At 63.1% G+C, this 23,010-nt stretch carries 18 protein-coding genes; 6 read left to right on the forward strand and 12 right to left on the reverse strand.

The annotated features are described in order from the left end of the window. Positions 1–119: 119 nt before the first annotated feature. From ACN50D_RS04980 to ACN50D_RS05010, 7 genes are all read right to left on the reverse strand, one after another. Entirely contained in the window at positions 120–1,556 is a 1,437-nt protein-coding gene (locus ACN50D_RS04980; protein ID WP_020969620.1) for a GuaB1 family IMP dehydrogenase-related protein, read from the reverse strand. Between the two features lie 3 nt (positions 1,557–1,559). Next, entirely contained in the window at positions 1,560–2,441 is an 882-nt protein-coding gene (locus ACN50D_RS04985; RefSeq protein WP_042919783.1) for a DMT family transporter, read from the reverse strand. A 4-nt stretch (positions 2,442–2,445) separates the two neighbouring features. Next, positions 2,446–3,948 (reverse strand): DEAD/DEAH box helicase, encoded by a 1,503-nt coding sequence (locus ACN50D_RS04990; protein ID WP_054188236.1) that lies wholly within the window; start codon positions 3,946–3,948, stop codon positions 2,446–2,448. A 62-nt stretch (positions 3,949–4,010) separates the two neighbouring features. After that, positions 4,011–5,468 carry an NADP-dependent phosphogluconate dehydrogenase gene (gene gndA / locus ACN50D_RS04995; protein WP_211920173.1) on the reverse strand — a complete coding sequence of 486 codons (1,458 nt, stop codon included), beginning with the start codon at positions 5,466–5,468 and terminating at the stop codon, positions 4,011–4,013. A 217-nt stretch (positions 5,469–5,685) separates the two neighbouring features. Continuing rightward, positions 5,686–7,656: a DEAD/DEAH box helicase gene (locus ACN50D_RS05000; RefSeq protein WP_030536379.1), complete on the reverse strand. Its 1,971-nt coding sequence runs from the start codon at positions 7,654–7,656 to the stop codon at positions 5,686–5,688. 261 nt (positions 7,657–7,917) lie between these two features. Further along, positions 7,918–8,871, reverse strand: coding sequence for a M56 family metallopeptidase (locus ACN50D_RS05005; RefSeq protein ID WP_003944922.1), 954 nt, complete (start codon positions 8,869–8,871; stop codon positions 7,918–7,920). Positions 8,872–8,896: 25 nt separating this feature from the next. Then, on the reverse strand, positions 8,897–9,310 hold the full coding sequence (locus ACN50D_RS05010; protein WP_003944876.1) for a BlaI/MecI/CopY family transcriptional regulator: 414 nt from the start codon (positions 9,308–9,310) through the stop codon (positions 8,897–8,899). 191 nt (positions 9,311–9,501) lie between these two features. On the opposite strand from ACN50D_RS05010, the gene ACN50D_RS05015 reads away from it, so the two are divergent. After that, positions 9,502–12,075 (forward strand): bifunctional lysylphosphatidylglycerol flippase/synthetase MprF, encoded by a 2,574-nt coding sequence (locus ACN50D_RS05015; protein WP_211920171.1) that lies wholly within the window; start codon positions 9,502–9,504, stop codon positions 12,073–12,075. 10 nt (positions 12,076–12,085) lie between these two features. On the opposite strand, the gene ACN50D_RS05020 is transcribed toward ACN50D_RS05015, so the two are convergent. Genes ACN50D_RS05020 through ACN50D_RS05030 form a run of 3 tightly spaced genes read right to left on the reverse strand, consistent with a single transcriptional unit; the run spans position 12,086 to position 15,482 of the window. After that, positions 12,086–12,937: an ABC transporter ATP-binding protein gene (locus ACN50D_RS05020; protein ID WP_003945031.1), complete on the reverse strand. Its 852-nt coding sequence runs from the start codon at positions 12,935–12,937 to the stop codon at positions 12,086–12,088. Beyond that, positions 12,934–14,025, reverse strand: coding sequence for a FecCD family ABC transporter permease (locus ACN50D_RS05025; RefSeq protein ID WP_003944960.1), 1,092 nt, complete (start codon positions 14,023–14,025; stop codon positions 12,934–12,936). The genes ACN50D_RS05020 and ACN50D_RS05025 overlap by 4 nt, the downstream gene beginning before the upstream one ends. Then, positions 14,022–15,482 carry a FecCD family ABC transporter permease gene (locus ACN50D_RS05030; RefSeq protein WP_073512408.1) on the reverse strand — a complete coding sequence of 487 codons (1,461 nt, stop codon included), beginning with the start codon at positions 15,480–15,482 and terminating at the stop codon, positions 14,022–14,024. Before ACN50D_RS05030 ends, ACN50D_RS05025 begins: the two co-directional genes overlap by 4 nt. Positions 15,483–15,684: 202 nt before the next feature. Between ACN50D_RS05030 and ACN50D_RS05035 the strand changes: the two genes are divergently transcribed. Together ACN50D_RS05035 and ACN50D_RS05040 are read left to right on the forward strand one after the other, a co-directional pair. Next, positions 15,685–16,467 (forward strand): hypothetical protein, encoded by a 783-nt coding sequence (locus ACN50D_RS05035; RefSeq protein ID WP_003944809.1) that lies wholly within the window; start codon positions 15,685–15,687, stop codon positions 16,465–16,467. Positions 16,468–16,703: 236 nt separating this feature from the next. After that, complete coding sequence (locus tag ACN50D_RS05040; RefSeq protein WP_003945020.1) at positions 16,704–17,132, forward strand: PaaI family thioesterase; 429 nt, start codon at positions 16,704–16,706, stop codon at positions 17,130–17,132. A gap of 83 nt (positions 17,133–17,215) precedes the next feature. Here ACN50D_RS05040 and ACN50D_RS05045 read toward each other — a convergent pair whose 3' ends face one another. Continuing rightward, positions 17,216–18,631, reverse strand: coding sequence for an NAD(P)/FAD-dependent oxidoreductase (locus tag ACN50D_RS05045; RefSeq protein WP_003944885.1), 1,416 nt, complete (start codon positions 18,629–18,631; stop codon positions 17,216–17,218). 410 nt (positions 18,632–19,041) lie between these two features. On the opposite strand from ACN50D_RS05045, the gene ACN50D_RS05050 reads away from it, so the two are divergent. Next, on the forward strand, positions 19,042–19,839 hold the full coding sequence (locus ACN50D_RS05050) for an ArsR/SmtB family transcription factor (RefSeq protein WP_083954668.1): 798 nt from the start codon (positions 19,042–19,044) through the stop codon (positions 19,837–19,839). Positions 19,840–20,260: 421 nt separating this feature from the next. On the opposite strand, the gene ACN50D_RS05055 is transcribed toward ACN50D_RS05050, so the two are convergent. Then, positions 20,261–20,590 carry a hypothetical protein gene (locus ACN50D_RS05055; protein WP_249342660.1) on the reverse strand — a complete coding sequence of 110 codons (330 nt, stop codon included), beginning with the start codon at positions 20,588–20,590 and terminating at the stop codon, positions 20,261–20,263. 7 nt (positions 20,591–20,597) lie between these two features. On the opposite strand from ACN50D_RS05055, the gene ACN50D_RS05060 reads away from it, so the two are divergent. Together ACN50D_RS05060 and ACN50D_RS05065 are read left to right on the forward strand one after the other, a co-directional pair. Then, entirely contained in the window at positions 20,598–22,685 is a 2,088-nt protein-coding gene (locus ACN50D_RS05060; protein WP_211920169.1) for a glycosyltransferase, read from the forward strand. 46 nt (positions 22,686–22,731) lie between these two features. Next, positions 22,732–23,004, forward strand: a complete 273-nt coding sequence (locus ACN50D_RS05065; protein ID WP_064444600.1) for a PqqD family protein — start codon at positions 22,732–22,734, stop codon at positions 23,002–23,004. Positions 23,005–23,010: the final 6 nt, after the last annotated feature.

Raw genomic sequence — 23,010 nt, forward strand, 5'->3', positions numbered from 1 at the left:
TCGGTCGGGTCGCCGAAGGGCACCCGACCGAGTTTTGTTTTCTGTTTACGGATCCAATGATACCGGCGGGTGCCCGGGAGTAGGGACCCGAGCACCCGCCGACAGTCACAGAACGTGGTTCACCAACCAGACGGAAGCGGCCGTCCTTCGGCAAATCCGGCGGCGGACTGCACGCCCAGAACGGCCTTCTCGTGCAGCTCCTCGAGAGAACGCGCACCCGCGTACGTGCAGGTACTGCGCACGCCGGAACAGATCTGATCGATCAGGTCCTCGACTCCGGGGCGCTCGGGATCGAGACGCATCCGCGAACTGGAGATGCCTTCCTCGAACAATCCCTTACGGGCGCGATCGAAAGCCGTTTCGGTGGCTGTGCGAGCGGCAACAGCGCGCTTGGAGGCCATACCGAAGCTCTCCTTGTACGCGTTGCCCGCCTGATCGACTTTGAGATCGCCGGGGGACTCGTATGTGCCGGCGAACCACGAGCCGATCATGACGTTCGACGCGCCCGCCGCGAGGGCGAGTGCAACGTCGCGGGGGTGTCGAACGCCGCCGTCGGCCCAGACGTGCTTGCCGAGCTCACGTGCCGCTGCAGCACATTCCGCGACGGCCGAGAACTGCGGGCGTCCGACGCCGGTCATCATGCGAGTCGTGCACATGGCTCCGGGCCCGACGCCGACCTTGACGATGTCCGCGCCTGCGGCGATCAGATCACGGGTTCCCTGTGCGGAGACCACGTTGCCTGCAACCAACGGGACGCCGAGATCGAGCGCCTTGAGGGTGGTGAGCGCATCGATCATTCTCTGCTGGTGACCGTGAGCCGTGTCCACGACGATCACGTCTGCACCGGCGTCGACGAGAGCCTTGGCCTTGGCGCCCACGTCACCGTTCACACCGACCGCCGCAGCGACCCGGAGTGCGCCGCGCTCGTCGACTGCGGGGTCGTAGATGCCGGCACGGATCGCGCCGGTGCGGGTGAGGACGCCGGCAAGAGTCCCGTCTTCGTTGACGATGACCGCCAGCGGATCGTGCTTGGTTTCGAGCAGTTCGAAGACCTCACGCGGTGTGGCGGTGACCGGGGCCGTGACGAAGTCGGTGATCGCGACGGTACGTAGGCGAGTGAACCGATCGACATCCGCGCAGGCAGCCTCCGTGACGACACCGAGAGGCTTACCGTCCTCGACCACCACGACCGCGCCGTGAGCACGCTTGGGAAGCAGCGCCAGCGCATCGGAGACGGCGTCGTCCGGACTAAGCGTGACCGGCGTATCGGCGACGAGGTGGCGGCTCTTGACGAACGCCACGGTCTCGGCGACAGCTTCGGTGGGGACGTCCTGCGGAATGATGACCAGTCCGCCGCGGCGGGCGACAGTCTCCGCCATGCGGCGGCCGGCGACTGCGGTCATATTGGCGACCACGACGGGAATGGTCGTTCCGGATCCGTCGGAAGAATTGAGATCGACGTCGAACCGAGAGGTGACCTCGGTCCGGTTAGGGACGAGGAAGACGTCGTCGTAGGTCAGGTCGTATGGGGGGCGTTGCCCTTCGAGGAACTGCACGTTTCACGAGCCTACCGTCGATTCCGCCGTAGCGCCCTCGGTATCGCGCGCTTGTGAGCGGGAAAGGGCGATCGTGGTCATGATCATGACGGCGACGGCGCACCCGATGAGAGCAATTCCGGGACCGTCGACGCGGAGGCGTTCGTCGAGCACTGTCATCCCCAGGAAGATGGCCGCGATCGGCTCGCCGATCGTCAGGGCGGGTAGCGACGCCGACAGCGGCCCGACCTGGAACGCGCGCTGTTGCAGGTAGACCCCGATTGCGCCCGAGGCGATCAGCGCCCACGTCTGCCATGCCGAAATCACCCCGATGACGCCGTGGCCGAGTAGGTCGGTGACGTACTTGGTGAATGCGACGGCGACGCCGTAGAAGATGCCTGCCGCAGAGCCGAGAAGCAGTGCGCGCCAGCCGCCGTCGAGTTTGGACAAGCCGCCGACAGTTGCGGCCACGGCCACTGCGACCGTAATCGTCAGGGGCACAGCCCAATCCGACCATGGAGCATTGCTGTCTCCCTCGGTGGGATCGCCGACGACGAGGAAGATCGCCAAGGAAATCGCGAGCATGATCGCCAGTGACCACGCGGAACGGGTGATGCGGATTCCCGAGAATTTGGCCGAGAGAGGCAGCGCGAACAGCAACGAGGTCACGATCAGCGGCTGCACCACCAACACCGAACCCAACGACAGTGCAACGGCCTGCATGACGTACCCGCCGCCGTCACCGATCAGCCCGGCCCACCACCGAGGACTGCGAATCAACGACGCCACCAACGCCTCGCCCTCGGGAACCGCGGACGCCGCCCGTTGCTGAGCGACCGAAGCGCACGCGAAGAGCAGTGCAGCGAGAAGTGCGCAGAGAACCGAGATCAGTGGAAGATCACCCATTCCCTCAGTGTGCGCGCTTGCCCGCCCGATTTCCGGCAGACGGCTTTCCTGCGCCGGGTGCGCCGCGACGCGGGGTCAAGCCCTTGGACGCCAGACGCTCCGAACGGGTCGGGACCGGAGTGCCGTCCGCACGGATCTTCTTCACACTCTTCGGATCGGTGACGCGCCGCGAGGAGGCGGCGCGCTTGTCGCCGTCCTTCTTCATCCGGCCTCCGGCAGCGGTCCGGCCTGCAGTGTCGTGTTCCTGACGGCCACGCTTGGCGGTGTGCTTGACGGCAACCGTCGTATCGGGAGCCTCGACCGGAATTCCCGTCGGCTCCATCGCACCGGTGATGCGCGTGAGCTCAAGATCGTCAGGACGAACCCGCACACCGTGAACCTTGATGCCTGCCTGCCTGGTCAACTTCTCGACCGATTCACGTTCTTCGTCGGTGACGATGGTGACGACGACGCCCGATTCGCCGGCGCGTGCCGTCCGGCCGGCCCGGTGCAGGTAGTCCTTCGCCTCGGCCGGGGGATCGACGTGAACGACGAGCGTCACGTCGTCGACATGGATTCCGCGCGCGGCGACATCGGTGGCGACCAGGACCGGTGTTGTCCCGTCGGAGAACGACGCGAGGGTCTTGGTCCGATTGTTCTGCGTCTTGCCGCCGTGCAGAGCCCCCGCCGAGACGCCGATCAAATGCAGTTGCTGCGCAAGACGATCCACACCGTGCTTGGTCTTGACGAACATGATGGTCCGCCCCGCACGCGAAGCGATATGTGCGACAACGGATCTCTTGTCGTCGCGGTCGACGAAAAGCAGGTGATGCTCCATGGTCGAGACGGTCGCAACCGGGGGAGCAGTCGAGTGCGACGCCGGATTGCGCAGGTAACCCGCGACCAGATCGTCGACCTTGCCGTCGAGTGTCGCTGAGAAGAGAAGACGCTGACCGTCTTTCGGAGTCGTGTCGAGAATCTTCGCAACCTCGTCGATGAAACCCATGTCCGCCATGTGGTCGGCTTCGTCGATGGTCGTGATCACGACGTCGTCGAGAATCACCGACTTCTGCTCGAGTAGGTCGAGCAGGCGCCCGGGGGTCGCGATCAGCAGATCGACGCCGCGGGCAAGGATGTCGGCCTGACGCTTGATCGGAACGCCCCCGACCGCATTTGCCACACGCAAACCGATCTCGGTAGCGGCGTCGTCGAGTGCCTTGTGGATCTGGATCGCCAGCTCACGGGTGGGAGCGAGCACCAAACCGCGCGGACGATTCCGCTTGCTCGCCCCACCCTTGAGGCGCACCAGCATCGGAAGCCCGAAGGCCAGAGTCTTTCCGGAACCCGTCGCACCGCGCCCGAGTACATCCCGACCGGCAAGAACATCGGGGATGGTTGCCGACTGAATGGGGAAGGGGGCATCGATGCCGCTTCGGCGCAACGCGTGCACCATCACGGCGGGGATTCCGAGGTCGACGAACGAACGCCCTTCGGTCGAGGTGGGCGAGTCGATCGTCGATTCCTGCATTTGTCCAGGCTACCGGGTATCGGTAGACGCAGATGACCGCATCTACCGATACCCGCTGTGAATCAGGCCTCGATTTCGCTGCGGTCACCGCTCCACAGTGTGTGGAACTTGCCCGGCTTGTCGATGCGCTCGTAGGTGTGCGCGCCGAAGAAGTCGCGCTGACCCTGAGTCAGGGCGGCCGGCAGACGCTCCGCGCGCAGACCGTCGTAGTACGACAGCGAGGACGCGAACGCAGGTACCGGAATGCCGAGCATCGTCGCGGTGGCGACCACGCGGCGCCAGCTGTCGATGCCTGCCTCGATGGCCTCGCGGAAGTACGGCGCCAGAATCAAGCTCGGCAGGCTCGGATCGGCGTCGAACGCGTCCTTGATGCGGTTGAGGAACTGCGCACGGATGATGCAGCCACCGCGCCAGATCGTCGCCAGGTCGGCAGGCTTGAGGTTCCAGTCGTACTCGGCGCTGCCGGCAGCGATCTGATCGAAGCCCTGCGCGTACGCCACGATCTTCGACGCGTACAGCGCGGCCTGGATGTCGGCGGCAAACTGCTCGGCGTCAGCAGGCTTGTCGCCGAGAGAGCCGGCAGCCAGACCCTGCGCCTGAGCTGCGGCGCGCTGATTGCGGCTACCGGACAGTGCGCGAGCAAATACGGCCTCGGCGATACCGGTGACCGGCACGCCCAGATCCAGAGCGGACTTGACCGTCCAGCGGCCCGTTCCCTTCTGCTCGGCAGCGTCGACGATGACGTCGACCAACGGCTTGCCCGTCTCGGCGTCGACCTGGCGGAGCACCTCGGCGGTGATCTCGATCAGGTAGGACTCGAGGGTGCCCTTGTTCCACTCGGTGAAGACGTCGGCAACCTGACCGGCGTCGTAGCCCAGAGCGTCGCGGAAGAGGTTGTACGCCTCGCCGATGAGCTGCATGTCGGCGTACTCGATGCCGTTGTGCACCATCTTGACGAAGTGACCGCTGCCATCGGGGCCGATGTGCGTGCAGCACGGGGTGCCGTCGACGTGAGCGGAGATGGACTCGAGAAGCGGGCCGAGAGCCTCGTAGGACTCCTTCGGGCCGCCCGGCATGATCGACGGACCGTTGAGTGCGCCTTCTTCGCCACCGGAGATACCGGCGCCGACGAAGTGCAGACCGCGGGCGCGGATCGCCGCTTCACGACGGATCGTGTCGGTGTAGAGCGAGTTGCCACCGTCGATGATGATGTCGCCGGGCTCCATGGCGTTCGCGAGCTCTTCGATGACAGCATCGGTCGGGGCGCCCGCCTTGACCATGATCAGGACGCGTCGCGGCTTCTGAAGTGCGGCAACAAACTCCTCGACGGTCTCGGTGCGCACGAAATCGCCCTCGGAACCATGCTCGGCGATCAGGGCATCGGTCCTCGCGATGCTGCGGTTGTGCAGGGCAACGGTGTGACCGTGGCGGGCGAAATTGCGGGCAATATTCGAACCCATGACGGCCAGGCCGGTGACGCCGATCTGAGCTCGGGGTGATTCGGTGCTAGTGGTTGACATGCTTACAGCTTTCCCTCTCGGTCCGCGGCTGTGAAATCCTGCGCTGTGCGCAGCCGAAAACGGTGCGGCCGCGACGCGCGTGAACATCAGACCGTGCATACAAAACACGGATGCAGATCACTTTAATTGCAGTGACCTGCATCCGTCTCGATACAGCTTCCGGCACAGCCGGAAGGTTCTCAGTGTTCAGTTGTCGAGCCGCAGCTCAGCGCAGGTATTACCGCTGATCGCGCTTCGGGCCGTCGAATCCGTCATAGCTACGACGGTCGGTGCGGCTGCGGAAGCCGCCACCGCTGGTCGAGGCTGCACGGTTGTCGCCGCCTTCGCGGTTTCCCTGGTATCCGCCGGAGGAGCGGTTGCCCTGGTAGCCGGTCGAGGGGCGGCTGTCGCGATCGCCGTACGAGCGGTTGTTGTCACGGCTGCCCTGGTATCCACCACCGGACGAACGGTTGCCCTGGTATCCGCCGCGGCTCTCGCCGTCACGGCTTCCCTGGTATCCGCCCGACGAGCGGTTGCCCTGGTAACCCGTCGACGGGCGGCTGTCGCGGTCTCCGTAGGACGGACGGCTGTCACGGTTGCCCTGGTAACCACCGCTGGAGCGATCACCCTGGTATCCACCACCGGACGAACGGTTGCCCTGGTATCCGCCGCGGCTCTCGCCGTCGCGGTTGCCCTGGTAGCCACCCGAAGAGCGGTTTCCTTGGTATCCGGTCGAGGGGCGGCTGTCGCGGTTGCCCTGGTAACCACCGCTGGAGCGATCACCCTGGTATCCGCCGCGGCTCTCGCCGTCGCGGTTGCCCTGGTAGCCACCCGAAGAACGGTTGCCTTGGTATCCACCGGACGAGCGGTTGCCCTGGTATCCGCCACGGCTTCCACCACGATCACCGAAGGAACGCTCGCCACGAGAAGAGCTCTCGCGCAACGGTTCTCCGGTCGGCTTCTTGGCGCCGGTGATGCGAGCGAGTTCAGCAGAACCCGGGGTGACGGCAACGGCTGCGGCATTGACGCCGGCCATACCGGTCAGACGCTTGAACTGACGCTTCTGGTTGGGCAGCACGATGGCGACAACGGTGCCCTTCTCGCCGGCGCGAGCGGTACGACCAGCGCGGTGCAGGTAGTCCTTGTGGTCGGCCGGGGGATCGACGTGAACGACGAGGTCGATGCCGTCGACGTGGATACCGCGCGCTGCGACGTCCGTTGCGACGAGGACCGGGGTGCGGCCGTTCTTGAAACGCTCGAGGACGCGGGTGCGCTGGTTCTGTGCCTTGCCGCCGTGAAGCGACTCGGCAGCGATGCCGACTGCGCGGAGGCGGTCGGTGATTCCCTCGCAACCGAGCTTGGTGCGGGCGAACATGATGGTGCGTCCGTCGCGGGCACCGATCTCGGCGAGAACGGAATCCTTCTGTCCACGATCGACGAGGAGAACGTAGTGCTCCATCGTGTCGACGCTTGCGCGGCCGTCTTCGGTGGAGTGGGTGACGTGGTTGGCCAGGAACTGACGAACCAGCGACTGGACCTCACGGTCGAGGGTTGCCGAGAACAGCAGACGCTGTCCGTCTGCGGGGGTCTCACCGAGGATCGAGCGAACCTCGGGCAGGAAGCCCATGTCTGCCATCTGATCGGCTTCGTCGAGTGCGGTGATTTCCACCGAGTCGAGGATGCAGGTGCCCTGACGCAGGTGGTCGCCGAGACGACCCGGCGTTGCGACGAGGACGTCTACGCCGCGGCGGAGCTGATCGACCTGCTTGGCGAACGGCGTTCCACCGACAGCGGGACGAACCGTGAGTCCGAGTGCGCCAGCGTAGGAGTTGAGGGAGTCGACCACCTGGAAAGCAAGCTCACGGGTGGGGACGAGCACGAGTGCGCGGGGACGCTTGGCGGCCGGGCGATCTTCGTGGCGTGAGAGGCGGGTCAGCATCGGCAGGCCGAAGGCGAGGGTCTTGCCCGATCCGGTCTGTGCGCGGCCGAGAACGTTGGTTCCGGCGAGCGCGTCCGGAATGGACTGCGCCTGGATGGGGGACGGGACGGTGATGGAGTTGCGCGCCAATGCGGCAACAAGCTGCTCGGGCAGGCCGATCTCGGCGAAGGTGATACCCGGCTCGGTGGCGACTGCTTCTTCGGCAGCGGGGGTGTTGACGGTGGGGTCTTCGATGTTCTCAGAAGACGACATTTGGACAGCGTTGGTCACGCGGAAACCTCTCCGGACTACGGGCACGTCGCGGAGCGGAAGAAGCCATGCTGAAATACACGACACAGTTCGCAAAGGGACGAGCCAGGGCACATGTCACCTGGCAATCCGAACGCATACTGCGGGGAATTGGGCTGTGTGCCGTTATATGTTGACGGACCACGATGGTGGCCGTGATCCACTCTACGCCACCGGGGACACCGAAGTCAGGTAGCCCCGCCTGTGACCTGCACTACTACACGGGGTTACGCAGGTCAAGACTCAGTATGCGTTGAAAAGCAGTCGAAGTTCGGTGAGCCAGGGCACAGCCACCGCAACCGTGGGAACAACGAGAATCGCGACCGCCCCGAGATACGCAAAAACTGCGATGCGGGGATCTGCGTCGTCGGCCGAGAGGCGCTGCACTCGGATGAGCGTCGACGGCCCGCCCGCTGCCATTGCCCCGCGGGGTGCCGTCGATCCGGCACACGCGACAAGCGCCCGCGCGAGGGGAGTGGGACCGGTAGCCCGCACGGCTGAATCGTCGGCGAGCAACTCCACCAGGAGTTGTACCGATCCGAGCGCCGACTTGCTACGGACGAAGCGGGGGAACGCGTGATTGACGGCCGTGAAAGCCTCGAGGACCAGATCGTGACGAGCTCGCAGGTGGGAACGCTCGTGTGTCAGGATGGCTTTGACCTCGGCATGATCGAGGTTCTGCAGAGTGCCTTGACTGAGAACCACGCGTTGACGCAGACCTGGCAGGCAGTATGCGATCGGTTCGTCGACGTCCAGTACCCGCAGATCGGGTGTGCGTTCCACCGACGCGGGCATGGCGCAGTCGTCGAGAAGGTCCACCAACACGCGGTGACGTGCACGGCGACGTCGGGTTCTCACAGCGACCTGGATGATCGAGAAGATCAGCTTCGCGCCGATCAGAAGCGTCAGGGCAAAAACAACCACGTACAGAATCCACAGCGGGAGCCCGAGTGCATCGATTTCGGCGGTCGGGGCCGTCGTCGGCCTACCGTCAGCGCCGGGAACGAGCAGCTGGCTGGCAATGGCCAGGCCCGAGCTGAATGCCGACAACACCGCAGCAATTGCGACGGCTTGCCACAGAACCAACGCCGCGCGTGGAGCGCGGTAAGGCCACGTGGAGCGGCTCAGGAGTGCGGGAACCGGACCGGCCAGCAACAAGGCAAGCAGTCCGAAAACCAGTGCAGTAGTGGCGTTCATGTCCTACACATCATGCACGACGAAATCAGTTCGGCCTAGAAATTCCGGGCTGCGCAGCCTTTTTCGCGGACTCGCGCACCTCGAGGGCAGCGAGCGCCTCGCGGAGAGCATCGGCTTCGTCAGCATTGACCTGTCCCACGAAGTGGACGAGCGCCGCGGCGCGACCGCCGGACTCCGGAGCCTGGGCCAGAGCGTCGACCATCAGACTCGCAACCAGTTCTTCGCGCTTGTTGACGGGAAGATAGCGATGTGCGCGATCGTCACGCTGCTGAATCACCAGATGCTTCTTCGCCAGGCGCTGCAGAACGGTCATTACCGTCGTGTACGCCAATTCGCGATGCGTCGCGAGTGCTTCATGCACCTGTCGCACAGTTTGCGGTTCCGATGTGGACCACAAATGATCCATCACCGCGCGTTCGAGTTCACCTAGACCTGCCATTCTTCGATTCTACGGACTTCCACGACGAAATACGTACTACTGGTAGTAGTAACCACCTCGGTGGGGGTGTGGTATTGGCCATAGTGATCTGCGTGACGGTTACGGTGGTGTGAGACGACGAAAGTCCCGACAATGACGATGCCCGATAATTGCAAGCCAACAGTCGATCCGCAGAAAGTAGCCGCACGTAGATGACGATCGACAGTTCGCCGGGCACCGAAGAATCGACATCACGGGCGCGGGTAGTCACGCAGAAAGCTGTCGGCATCATCCGTTTCGGCATTCGCGACGCACCGTTGACGGTCGTTCTACTTCTCACCATGTGGATCGTGGGTGCCGCAACCGGCAGCCTCGTTCACGGACCGTCCCGCGATCTCGAGCACACGATCGGTGCCGGAATGGGCTCGATCCAGCACGGCCGCATCTGGACTCCGCTCACGTCCGTGCTGTGGGCAGGAAACCTGCTCGGGTACCTCGGCGCGACCGTGCTCCTGATCGCAGTCGCCGCACCCCTCGAACGCCGAATGGGAACGATCAAGCTTGCGATCGCCGGCGCAAGCACTCAAATCTTGGGAGTCCTGCTCGGGCTCGGCTGGGCGTCGTTTGCGAAGGTGTTCGATTCCAGTTGGGGATTCCGCCTCCACGTGGGCTCCGCGGTCGGAGCCAGTGCATGGATCGTCGGCGCTGCGATGGCCGCCAGCTCGAACATGGGCACCCTGTGGCGCCGTCGCATTCGCGTCGGAACTTTGGCGTTGACGATCACTTTGGCCTTGTTCAGTGGTCAGCTGCAAGACGTCATCCGATTCTTTGCCGCTGTGGTGGGTTTGGTGATCGGTCAGTGGATCGTCGGACGATCGGCGCGCGGTGAGCGCATCGCCGGGACACAGCGAGAGGGTCGCGTCCTGGTCGCCATCGTCGTCGCGGCGAGTGCGATCGGCCCGATGATCGCCGCATTGTCCCCGCAGGCGGTCGGCCCACTCGCGGTCCTCCGTGACCTCTTCCGCGGAGTTCCCTGGACTGTCGCCGAGGTTCGAGAACTGTGCGAGGAGTCCTCGTCGGATCCGGACTGCCGACGAGGACTCCTCGAGCTCAGACTCTCCGGTATCGGCCCGACTCTGCTCTCGCTGATGCCGTCGATCTTCGTTCTCGTGTTGAGTGACGGGCTCCGTCGTGGCCGCAGATTCGCCTGGATTGCGACAGTGTGTGCTCAGGTAGTCCTACTCGTCCTCTCGATCGGGAACTTCGTCATCAGGTTCGTCGACGCCGTCGACAGTGACAGCTTGTTCTACGGAATCAGCGATCCGAACGTGTACCGAACTCTGGTGCCGTTCCTGACACCGCTCTTCGTACTGATCCTGCTGATCGCGACACGTCGATACTTCGACGTCGCGGCCCCGGCCAAGACATACCGACGTCTCGGTGCTGCGATCGTGACCTTGCTCGCGGTCCTCGCCGTGATCTACGTCGGCGGCGGAATGCTCGCCAGGCACGGGTTCGATCGCGAGCCCACTGTAACGATGTTGCTCGCGGACTTCCCTCAGCGCCTTGTACCGCCCGTGTACCTGCAGTTGATCGATCCGCGTCTGCTTCCCGTGGACATCGAGTCGACGTTGCTCTTCGAGTGGACCGGCGTCGTGTTCTGGGGCGTCGCCGCCGTGTTGGTGTTCGTGAGTTTCCTCAAGCCGGTCAAGACCGCCGATCCCAAAGCCGCCGAACGAGCGCGATCCATGTTGATCGCCGGTACCGGCAGCCCGTTGTCCTGGATGACGACGTGGAAGGGAAACACATACTGGTTCAGCGCGGACGGTTCGAGTTACGTCGCGTATCGCGTCATCGCCGGTGTTGCTCTCACAACCGGTGATCCGGTCGGTCCTCCAGATCGCATGCGCACGGCGATCGAGGAGTTTGCCGAGTTCGCTTCGTCGAACGGTTGGATTCCCTGCTTCTATTCAGTGACCGACGACGCCCGAAGCATCACTGATTCCATGGGCTGGAGCGGCCTGCAGGTCGCCGAGGAAACCGTGCTCGACCTCGGACAGGTCGCGTTCACAGGAAAGCGGTTCCAGGATGTGCGAACAGCACTGAACCGGGCGAAGAAGTCCGGGATCACGGCCGAGTGGATTTCCTTCCCTCATGCACCTCTCGCGATCAAGGATCAGATAGTTGCGATCTCGGAGGAATGGGTGGCGGACAAGGGGATGCCCGAGATGGGATTCACCCTCGGCGGACTCGACGAGATCGACGACGAACAAGTGCGGTGCCTGATCGCCGTCGACGAGGATCGCACCGTGCACGGTGTCACGTCGTGGCTACCGGTGCACCGCGACGGCAAAGTCGTCGGGTGGACACTCGACTTCATGAGGCGACGCTCCGAAGGATTCCGTCCCGCGATGGAGTTCCTCATCGCCTCCGCTGCACTGAAATTGGAGGAGGAGGGCGTCGAGTTCCTCAGTCTGTCCGGTGCACCGTTGGCAACAATCGCCGGTGACTCCGAGAGGAATGCGAACGAACCGGAGGCCACGACTTTCTCGGCGATGATGGACAGCGTGCTCGACCTACTCGGTCGCACCCTGGAACCGGTGTACGGATTTCGTTCGCTGTTGGCCTTCAAATCGAAGTTCCAGCCTCGGTACGTGCCGATGCACATGACTTTCGCCGATCCAGCCGCGTTGCCGAGCATCGGGAACGCGGTCGGACGGGCGTACCTGCCGACCGTGACGATCGGTCAAGGATTCAAACTTGTTCGGACGATTCTGGGTCGCTGATTCGCGATCGTCACGCAGGCTTTGCCGGCCCGCCGACGGCGCCGAACACGTGCCGGGTACCGATCGGAACGATCAGCGGCCGATCCGAGACGGGATCGTCGATGACCGCAGCTTCGAGACCGAACACCTCGAGCAGAAGTTCCGCGGAAATGATGTCCTTGGGGACACCAGAAGCGACGACGGCGCCGTCGCGCATCACGATCAGATGATCGCTGTATCTGACCGCGAGATTGAGGTCGTGCAGCACCATCACCACGGTGCGCCCCATTTCCTCGTGGAGTTGATCCACCAGGTCGAGGACTTCCATCGAGTGCGCGAGGTCCAGATAGGTAGTCGGTTCGTCGAGAAGCAGAATGTCGGTTCCCTGGGCGAGAGCCATCGAGATCCAGGCTCGCTGGCGCTGACCGCCGGACAATTGATCGACGGGTCGATCGGCGAGATCCGAGACACCGGTCAGCTCCAGCGCTTCGGCGACCTCGCCCTCGTCGTCCGCGGACCACTGCCTGATCCACGACTGGTGCGGGTGGCGCCCACGTGAGACCAGATCGGCGACGGTGAGTCCTTCGGGCGCAACTGGAGTCTGGGGGAGCATTCCGAGCACCCGTGCGACTTCCTTGGTCTTCATCGAACTGATCGCCTTGCCGTCCAGGACAACCGATCCGCCCTTGGGCTTGAGCAGACGACCGAGCGCACGCAGGAGCGTCGACTTGCCGCAACCGTTGGGGCCGATGACCGTCGTGATCACGCCGGTAGGGATCTCGAGATCGAGTCCGTCGACGATGATGCGGTCCCCGTACCCGAGCGTCAGGTTCTTGGCGACGAGACGCGAAGGAGTATCGGTGGACTGGGCGATGGTGGTCATGCTGTGACCTTCCGATTGTTACGAACCAACAGGTAGAGCAGGAACGGACCACCCAGTGCGGAAGTCACGATTCCGACGGGGAGTTCCACAGGCAGAATTGTTCGAGCGATGACGTCGCTGCCGACCACCAGTACAGCACCGGTCAGCGCGGACGCCACGATGGGCGGGCCGGCAGAGCGCACCAGACGCATGGCGACCTGTGGCGCAGCCAGGGCGACAAAGCCGACCGGACCTGCTGCGGCGGTTGCGATGGCGGCCAGCGCCACGGCGGAAAGCAACAGCTTGGCCTGGGAGGATTGCAAGCGAACACCGAGTGAGGTTGCGTTGTCGTCGCCCAACCGCAGTGCTCCCATGGTGAACGATGCGATCACCGCGTAGCCGCCGACTACTGCGACGGCGATGGCGACCGGCCACATCTGATTCCAGGTGGCACCGTTGAGTGAACCGTTGAGCCACACCTGTGCGCGAGAAGCATCGTTGATGTCCGCCGAGATGAGAAGCCATCCCGTCGCTGCCACGAGCATGGCGTTGATGCCGATGCCGATCAGGATGAGGCGGAATCCCTCGACGCCTTTTCGCCATGCCAGGGCGTAGATCACCACAGCTGTCAGCAGACCGCCACACAGTGCAGCCAACGGAATCCCCAGTGTGGCAAGCAGTCCCACGAACGACCCGCCACCGCCGAGCACGATGAGAGCAACCGCGGCGGCGCTCGATCCGGCCGTGATTCCGAGGATGTCGGGGCTGGCGAGGGCGTTGCGAGCGATCGTCTGGGTGACCGCACCGGCAATGCCGAGTGCCATACCGATGAAGAGTGCGGTGAGCGATCGAGGAAGTCGGAGGTCGAAGACGATCAGGTTCTGTGTCTTGCTTCCATTACCGAGCAGGACGGAAATGACATCGGGGATCGAGATCGGATAGTCGCCGCGTCCGATGTTGATGCAGAGCAGAAGGAAGAGTGCGACCGCGAGCGCAATGCACACCGACACCGCGAGTGGACGGTAGACCAGTGAGAATCCACCGATACGAATCGACTTACGTGAGGGGACGGTCCGGGGGAGTACCCGGAGTTCTTGCTTGAGCGTCACAGACTTGCCAACTTCCTGCGGCGTACGAGAGCGATGAAGAACGGGGCGCCGAAGAGGGCCAGGATGATTCCGACCTGCAACTCGCCGGGGCGCACGACTACGCGACCGATGATGTCCGCGGTGATCAGCATGACCGCACCGAGTAAGCCCGCGTACGGGACCAGCCAGCGGTAGTCGGGTCCGGTGATGGCCCGAGCCACGTGGGGGACCACCAATCCGATGAACGCGATAGGTCCACACGCTGCGGTCGCGGCGCCGGTCAGCAGGGTGATCGCGATGATGCCGAGGGTGCGACTGAACGCGATGTTCGTTCCCAACGCTTTTGCGACGTCTTCACCCAGGCTGAGGACATTGAGACCAGGCGTACTCGCCAGGGCGATGACCAAACCGAGTATCAGGAAGGGGAGGACCTGCCAGAGAACGTCGAACCCGCGACCGGACACCGACCCGACTACCCAGAAACGATAGGCGTCCAGGCTCGTCTGGTCGAGGATTATCACGGCGTTGGTCATGGCTTGCAGGAAGAACGCGACGGCCGCGCCCGCCAGAGCCAGACTCAGAGGACTTGCGCCGCCGTTTCCGATGGAGGACAAGCCGAAGACGACGATGCTGGCGACGAACGATCCTGCAAACGCGAACCAGAGGTACTGACTCGGGGCGGTGAAACCGAAGAGATAGATCGCCATGACTACGAAGAAAGCCGCGCCGGCGTTGAGGCCGAGTAATCCGGCATCTGCCAACGGGTTACGGGTGTGTCCCTGAATCAGGGCGCCGGCGATACCGAGTGCGATGCCGACGACAAGACCCAGGATGGTCCGCGGAGCGCGCAACGTTCGCACGATGATGTCCGTCTGGGTGCCGTCCGAACTGAAGATGGCGTGGAAGATCTCGGCAAACGTCAGCGGACGTGCGCCCACCGCGATGCTCGCGAGCATGACGAGCGCGAGAAGAACCGTGAGCACCGCGAGACCGATCAGCCGGCGTCGACGAGTTGCCCCGACGCTGTTGTCGCGCGCGAGTTCCTCGAACCCTTCTTCGCGCGCCGTGCTTTCACGGACCACCTCGATACCGGTTCGATCGAACGGCCTGCGCAGAGCTCGGCGAACACCGATGGGCTGCTTTGTCTTCGCGTCACGCGTGACCAGACCTACCCATCCCTTTCCCGAGGTCCGGCCTGTGGCACCTTCGCGGAATCCCAGGTTCCACACGAGGAGACCAACGGCAATGGCTATTGCCGTCCCACCGAATACTGCGCGGTCGGCTTCGCCGCCACCGTTCTCGTCTCGGAGCGACTGAACGACGTACCAGCCGACGAGCAACGGAAGCAGGAACACCCCCGCGTCGAAAATCCCAGCTAGAACACGCATTCGGACAGGAGCCGGGCCGCGCGGCACTATGCGCCGTCCGTACGTCTCGCTGGGTCCTCGGGGATGTCCGTTCCCGAGCGGTTTGATCATCGTCACTGGCGGTTCGAGCTCCTGGTCTTTGTGCGCAGGGAATTCGCATCTTAGGTTACGGAACCCTATGTGGGTGTGCTCCCTGCGGGGCAAGTTCCTGTGAATATGCGGTGCCCAGCGTCACAGTTCTTTACTCTTGAATTATGGTGAGGCTAACCTACATTAAGAACCACAAGACAACTTCGGCCGATTGGAGTGCACGGTGACAATCACCTTGACCACCCAGCATGCGGATGTTCGTGAATTCGAACTCCGGTCGAACGCATTGAGCCGCACCAGCGTTCGCCTACGAGCACTCAACCCTGACTACCCGCGCGTCTACGCGGTTGCCGCCATGTCAGGTGAAGGCAAACGGCGTTGGTGGCAGTTGAGTGAAGGCTTGTGCGGGGATCGGGTGCATCAGATGTTCGCCCGCTCGCTCCAGGATCTCGACAGTGCCGAAGCTGCGGCGATACAGGTCGCAACATCACTGATTCACGCTGTGGTCGGCAGGGTTGCCGCATCGATCGTCTCCGAAGGTGCCGCTTGGGATCCAGGGCTCGAGAACCTGTTCATCCACATGGACAGCGACGGCGGTATCGACTGGGCCGGGGTGATCGACGAAACTCTGCGCGTTGCGCCGAACGGACGGGAGTCCGGCAGTGACGGCGTCGTCGACATGCCGTGCGAAGAAGCGCTCCTCGTCTGGACCGCGCACCGTTGCCTGACCTCGCTACGGGCGATCTACGACGCCGTCTCCAGGTGTGCGCCCGTCGACCAGTTCAGATTCTGGGGCTTGGTAGGGGAGTCGATCCTGGGCGCAGCGGCATATGTCCCCATCTTGGCCGGCGGGGGCGAATCAGCCGCTCAGCGCCGCGGGCAGGGGCTGCTGGACGCTTTTGTCGCCGCCGGACTGCCCGTGCGTGCACGCCGCAAGGTCTCGCTACGTCCTCGTTGGAACCAGTTCGACGAAGGGCTTGCTAAATTAGGTCAGCCTTGCCTATGATTGTGGAACACCGCGCGGAGAGCTACACCCCGCGAGAGTGACGAAACTGCCGGACCGCGCCGGAGTCCTGAGGGCTGCAGAGACTCCCGGTCCTTCCCACGGCGGGTTTCACATCGAATGATGTGAAACCCGCCGGTTCTTTTTCCAGACCTGATTCCAAGCTCGAGTTACCTCTCGTGTAATCAGGTAGGGAGTGGCAGCCACACCGGCGCCAGAGAATCACAGATGGAGATGGCATGGTCGACACTGCTGAGACCGCAGAGATGATGAAACGGCTCGGAACGGGCTTCGACGCCACCATCGGCCTGGAATACACCGAACTGAGCCCAGATCGCGTGCGGGCGCAATGGACCGTCAAGCCCACGCTGCACCAGCCCGCCGGGATACAGCACGGGGGTGTGTACTGCTCGGTGGTGGAGTCTCTCGCCAGCGTCGGTGGCACCGTGTGGCTGGGCGAGCGAGGACACGTGGTCGGAGTCAACAACAACACCGACTTCCTGCGCGCAACGCGGGAGGGCACTCTCACCGCTGAAGCCACCCCGATTCATCGCGGACGCACCCAGCAACTCTGGGAAGTGCGCATCACCGACGAGAACGACCGACTCGTTTCCAAGGGACAGGTTCGCCTCGCGAACATCACCGAGGTGGCGAAGATCGGAAACTGACCACGCGGCAGTCGATCGAATGACGGAGGGCGGCTGCGGAGTTGAACTCCACAGCCGCCCTCCGCCGGTCACTCAGGTGTTGATCAGCCGGCGGCCTTCTGCTGCTTGCCGGCAGCCTTCTTGGCTTCGCCATTCGAAGCGCTGCCGGACTCCGTCGCTTCCTTGTTTTTCTTCTCCAATTCGCCCATCGCGTTTCGCGCGAAGACCTGCTGCTCGGTGGACGCCATCTGAGCACGGCCACGCCCGAAGAACGTCACCGCCCATGACAACAGCGTCGAGGCACGGGAACGGAATCCGACGAGGTAGAGGAGGTGAATTGCCAGCCAGGCAACCCACCCGATGAAGCCGCTGATCTCGAGCTTGCCCACCTTGGCTACCGCGCTAAAGCGCGAGATCGTTGCCATACTGCCCTTGTCGAAGTACTTGAACGGAACTCGTTCCGACGGGGACTTGCCGTCCAGTGACGCTTTGATCTGCTTGGCCGCGTACTTGCCACCCTGCATGGCAACCTGAGCCAATCCGGGCAGCTTGTCGAGCGACATCATGTCGCCGATGACAAAGACGTTGGGGTGCCCGGGCAGAGACAAGTCGGGATTAACCATGACGCGGCCGGCGCGGTCGGTTTCTCCGCCGCTCTGTTCTGCGAGCTGCTTGCCGAGGGGGCTGGCCTGCACGCCGGCGGACCACACCTTGCACTGCGACTCGATACGGCGAAGCGTGCCGTCCTTCTCCTTGATGATCAGACCGTCGTTGTCCACGTCGGTGACCATCGCGTCGAGCTGGATCTCGACGCCGAGCTTCTCGAGCGTCTCGGCAGCCTTGCGGCTGAGCTTCCCGCCGTACACGGGCAACACGGCAGGGGCGCCGTCGAGGAGCACGACGCGCGCTTCACGAGGATCGATCTTGCGGAACGCGCCGTCCAGCGTTCGACGGGAAAGCTCGGCGATCTGCCCGGCCAACTCCACGCCGGTGGGGCCGGCGCCGACAACGACGAAGGTGAGCAAGCGCGCACGCTCGGCGGGATCGTCCGACAGTTCGGCCTGCTCGAAGGCCCCGAGGATTCGTCCGCGCAGTTCGAGGGCGTCGTCGATCGTTTTCATTCCGGGGGCGAACTCCGCGAACTGGTCGTTGCCGAAGTACGACTGACCGGCACCGGCTGCCACGATCAGACTGTCGAACGGCGTAACCGTGACGCGTTCGAGCAGGCGCGAGGTCACGGTCTGATTCTCGAGATCAATGGTCTCGACCTCACCGAGCAGTACCTGTGCGTTCTTCTGCTTGCGCAGCACCAGTCTCGTGGCGGGAGCGATGTCACCGACCGAGAGGATGCCGGTCGCAACCTGATAGAGGAGCGGCTGAAACAGATGGTGGGTTGTACGCGCGATCATCGTGATGTCGGCATCGGCTTTTTTGAGAGCCTGAGTGCCGAACAATCCTCCGAAGCCGGAACCGATCACCACTACGCGGTGGCGGTGCGGTTCAACCGACTGGATGCTCATTCCGTACTCCTCGAGTTCTAGGCGACAGTCCAACGGTAGTCCCACCGCGGCCGAGCTTCTCTGCGAGCAGTCCGACGCGCGCCGGTGTGTCCGAATCGATCAAGCGGCCTCGAGGGTGATCACTCCCGAGGTGATCGGCTTGGCCGGACCCGGGGTGATCACCACTTTGTCGAGGTGTCAGCTACTGGCGGACGGACAAGATGAACAGTGCGATGCACCCGCCGACGAAAACCAGGATCGACAGGGCCACCGAGGCATACCCGACACCCACTCCAATTGCTGCCCAGTCCATGTGCCCAACCTCTCTTACGGTGCAATCCGGGATTCAGATCACATCTGCCTAGAGACATCACACCTCATCTGTCCCAACTTTCGAAACCCGGCACGCCCAACCGTTGACATGCAAGTAAATGCTTGCATATTGTGAAGTTGTGAACGACCGGATGAATGCAGCCTTCAAAGCACTGGCCGATCCCACACGAAGGCTTCTCCTGGACCGCTTGTTCGTAGCCAACGGTCAGTCGCTCGGCGAGCTGTGCGACAGCCTCGACATGAGTCGGCAAGCTGTCACTCAACACCTCACCATGCTCGAGGACGCCAATCTGATCAGCACGGTCCGACAGGGGAGGGCAAAGCTTCACTATCTCAATCCCGTTGCGCTCGAAGAGATTCGAGAGCGGTGGATCAACAAGTTCGAGGTACCGCGCCTTCGTGCGCTCAGTACCGTCAAAAAAATCGCGGAGGAAGCCATGACCGACAAGCCCAGTTTTGTGTACGTCACCTACATTGCGAGCACGGCGGACAACGTCTGGAAAGCGCTCACCGACGCACAGGCCACCGCAGAGTATTGGGGACACAGCAACGTCTCCGACTGGCAGCCGGGATCGACGTGGGAGCACCGCCGGATCGACGGTTCGAACATCGCGGATGTAGTCGGCACCGTAGTCGAAAGCAGCCCACCGTCGAGGTTGGTCACCACCTGGGCTGATCCGAACGGAGAACCGGGCGTCGACATCTCGCGGGTGAGTTTCGACATCGAAGCCTTCGGCGCGATCGTGCGACTGACCGTCAAGCACACCGATTTGGCGGACGAATCGGCTCGCATGGAGGTGGCCGGCGGATGGTCGGCGGTGCTGTCGAATCTGAAGTCCTACCTCGAGACCGGAAATACTCTTCCGGTGGCGCCGTGGGAGATGCCGGTCGGTTGACGGTTGTCGACCGGGGCAAACGAGTCCCCTGAACAGGAGGAGATCGCCGTACGTTTGTCCGAACAGTCGGCCCAGTCCGGACTCAAATTCGCATAACCGTCAAATATCGGCGCGTTCAGTCTGTAAAGTTGCCAGAAGGATGCTAGCGTTTTGCCCGACATCGAGTGACGACGACCTCGTCTCGGACGCATGGGAGAAACGCTATGGGCGGCGACGCTTTTCAGAATGTTCCAGTTGATCGACGCAAGTTCGTCAAGACAGTTCTAGCGGCCTCGGCGGTAACTGTGCCAGTCGTGACGTCGATCAGCCTCGGTGGTGCGGCGCCGGCCTTCGCAGCCGGTGACACGCCGAATCTTTCCGGAGTGCCAAGTCGTGGCCAGCAGAATCCGAATCAACCAGGCGGCGAACAACCCGGCGGGAATCAGCCCGGTGGCCATACTCCGGGAGGGAACCAGCCGGGCGGAAACGAGCCGGGCAACCCCGGATCGTCCGGAAGTTCGGGGTCCTCGGGCAGTTCGGGATCGTCTGGAAGTTCCACAGGTTCCGGATCAACCGGTAGCTCTTCAGGTTCCGGTGGAACGACGACGGCTAAGCCGACTGTGCCGACGGAGCCGACCGTCCCGACTGTGCCAACCGTACCGACAGTGCCGACCACTCGCACCGAGCCGACCTTCCCGACCCCTCCGACCCAGCCGACGAATCCCACGGAACCCACGTAGCCGACACGACGCGACTGGTTCCGAGGGAGCACACCGACGATGACAGAGTTCGACGTCGCGCTACACCGCGCTCTGAAGAAGTTTCAGAGCGCGGGGTCCGTTCAGGTGAAGGAGACTCCGCCGCACGGAGAACCGGCCGATCTGACTGTCGCGATCGCGACCTACGACGATTTCGACGGCGCGTACTTCACGATCCACTCGATCTTGGTCCATCATCGCGAGGTTCTGGACAGAGTCGAATTCGTCTTGTTGGACAACAACCCCGAGGGGTTGCCGGCGCCGATGCTCGAATCGTTTGCCGGTTACATCGATCGGTTCCGCTACATCCCGTTCACCGACGTTCGATCGACTGCGGTGCGGGACGTCCTGTTCCGCAAGGCCACCGGAAAGTATGTCCTTGTCCTCGACTCTCACGTGATCTTGGCACCGGGATCGTTGTCGGCGTTGCTGGCATATTTCGATGCGGACCCGGAAACCGACGATCTGATCCAGGGACCGATGCTCTCCCAGGATTCCTCGCACATCGCGGCCACCCACATGGACCCCAAGTGGCGCAACGGGATGTTCGGCTCGTGGGGAGTTGATCAGCGAGCGAAGCAACACCCTGACGTGCCTTTCGAGATCGTCATGCAGGGCCTCGGCTCATTTGCCTGCAGGCGCGAGGCATGGCCGGGATTGAACTCGCACTTCACCGGATTCGGCGGTGAAGAGGGATACATCCACGAGAAGTTCCGGATCAACGGCGGAAAGGTCGTCTGCCTTCCGACATTTGGTTGGCACCATCGATTCGAGCGCCCGGCCGGTGTCCCGTATCGAATAAACTGGGAAGATCGTGTTCACAATTACCTGCTCGGTTGGAGTGAGGTCGGATGGGATCTCGACTCACTCCATCGTCAGTTCTCCGAATACCTCGGTGATTCGTATCCCGAGATTCGTCGCCGTGCCGAGCTGAGCGTCCAGAGACCCGAGTTGGTCTTCGGTGGGGTGGTCGTTCTCAGCGACGACGGCCGAGTCGCTCCGTGGCGTTCATGCCTGGCGGAGGCCGAGTCGATCGAACTGACCGTTCACCGTGCCATTCCGGCGGAGGACGACGGTCCGGATGGGTGGAGGACGGCCTCTGCGTTCGTCGCCGGACTCGACAAGGCAATTCTGCTGGGCTGGAAGTCGGTGGTTTTTCTGGACGAGGCGCGCGTGATCGAACCCGCGGTTATGTACAAGCTACGGAACATCGTCGACGGCCTCCCCGCCGAAGCCGATACGGCTGTCATCCACGCACACGGCGAAGATCTGGTCGGAGCTGCACTGATTGTTCGCGCGGCGACATACGGAACTTTGCGAGACGAACTCTCACGAAGGATCAACGGACCCGTGCCGTCCGACTTCTCACTGGCGGCTTATCTGCTCGAGCGAGGCGCAGTCGACGTTGTGCTCGATCGCCCACTGTCGCCTGTCCGAGTAGGGGGAGAACCCAACCCCGTTGTCGAGGATTCTGAGTCGGACCTCGGTGTTGCCGTCGTGAATCTCGATCTTGACATCGACAGATGGAAAGCGTCCTGGCATAGATTCATTCGCTTACCGCGCGTAACAGCGGTGGAAAGAGTGTCGGCTTTCGAGGACGCGATGAATCAGGACGCGGCCTTCACCGTCTCGTGGCGTCGTGCGCTCGCTCGGGCGACTGAGAAGGGCTGGGATTCGGTCCTCATCGCTGCTGACGACGTCAGTTTGCTGGATGCCGCCGCATCGATCCTTGGCCATGCCCGCGAAGAGTTGGATCACGGCGATTGGGATGTCGTCCACCTCGGACACGACCCGAAATCGAGGGACGGAGCTCTGCTCGACGGTTCGGCACTCTTGCGCACCAGTCCTGAGAACCGTGGAGTCCACGCCGTTCTCGTACATTCGCGCGCCTTCGAGCGAATTCTCGATGAGATTGCGGATCCGGAGTCAGATCCCGAAGCATTCGGACAATGGGCGGGTCACTACCGAACTCTGGGCGACTACCTGGTGGATGCGAGTGCCGGGGGAGCGCTCACGTGCCTGACGCTGTCGCCCGGAATCGCCTCCACACGCAGCCTGATTCGTTCGGGCGCAATCGAATCCGAATACTCACGACGCTTCGCACTGTGAGACCACCACCAAAACGAAATCGGATTCGCTGAATCAAGGAGATATCTTGACCGAACTACTCGAAGGTGTGAGACCGCAACGCTCTCAGACGGTGGAGAGCAACGATCTCACCGACGGTGTTGTGCTGTACGACAGCTCCAGCGAGGTTGCCCATCACCTCAACCCGGTCGCGACGTTGGTGTGGGAACTGTGTGACGGCCGGACCGTCAGCGAAATTGTCGAGGCCGTGGCAGAAGTGCTCGAGATCCCTGACGACGAGGCGAAGTCGGTAGTCAACGAGACGTACGGACAGCTGAGCACCTCTCGTCTGCTGGTGTGAGAATTC

Origin of the sequence: Rhodococcus sp. SB1D, assembly GCF_048573875.1 — a bacterium.
In the GTDB taxonomy this organism is placed as follows: Bacteria; Actinomycetota; Actinomycetes; order Mycobacteriales; family Mycobacteriaceae; genus Rhodococcus_F; species Rhodococcus_F qingshengii.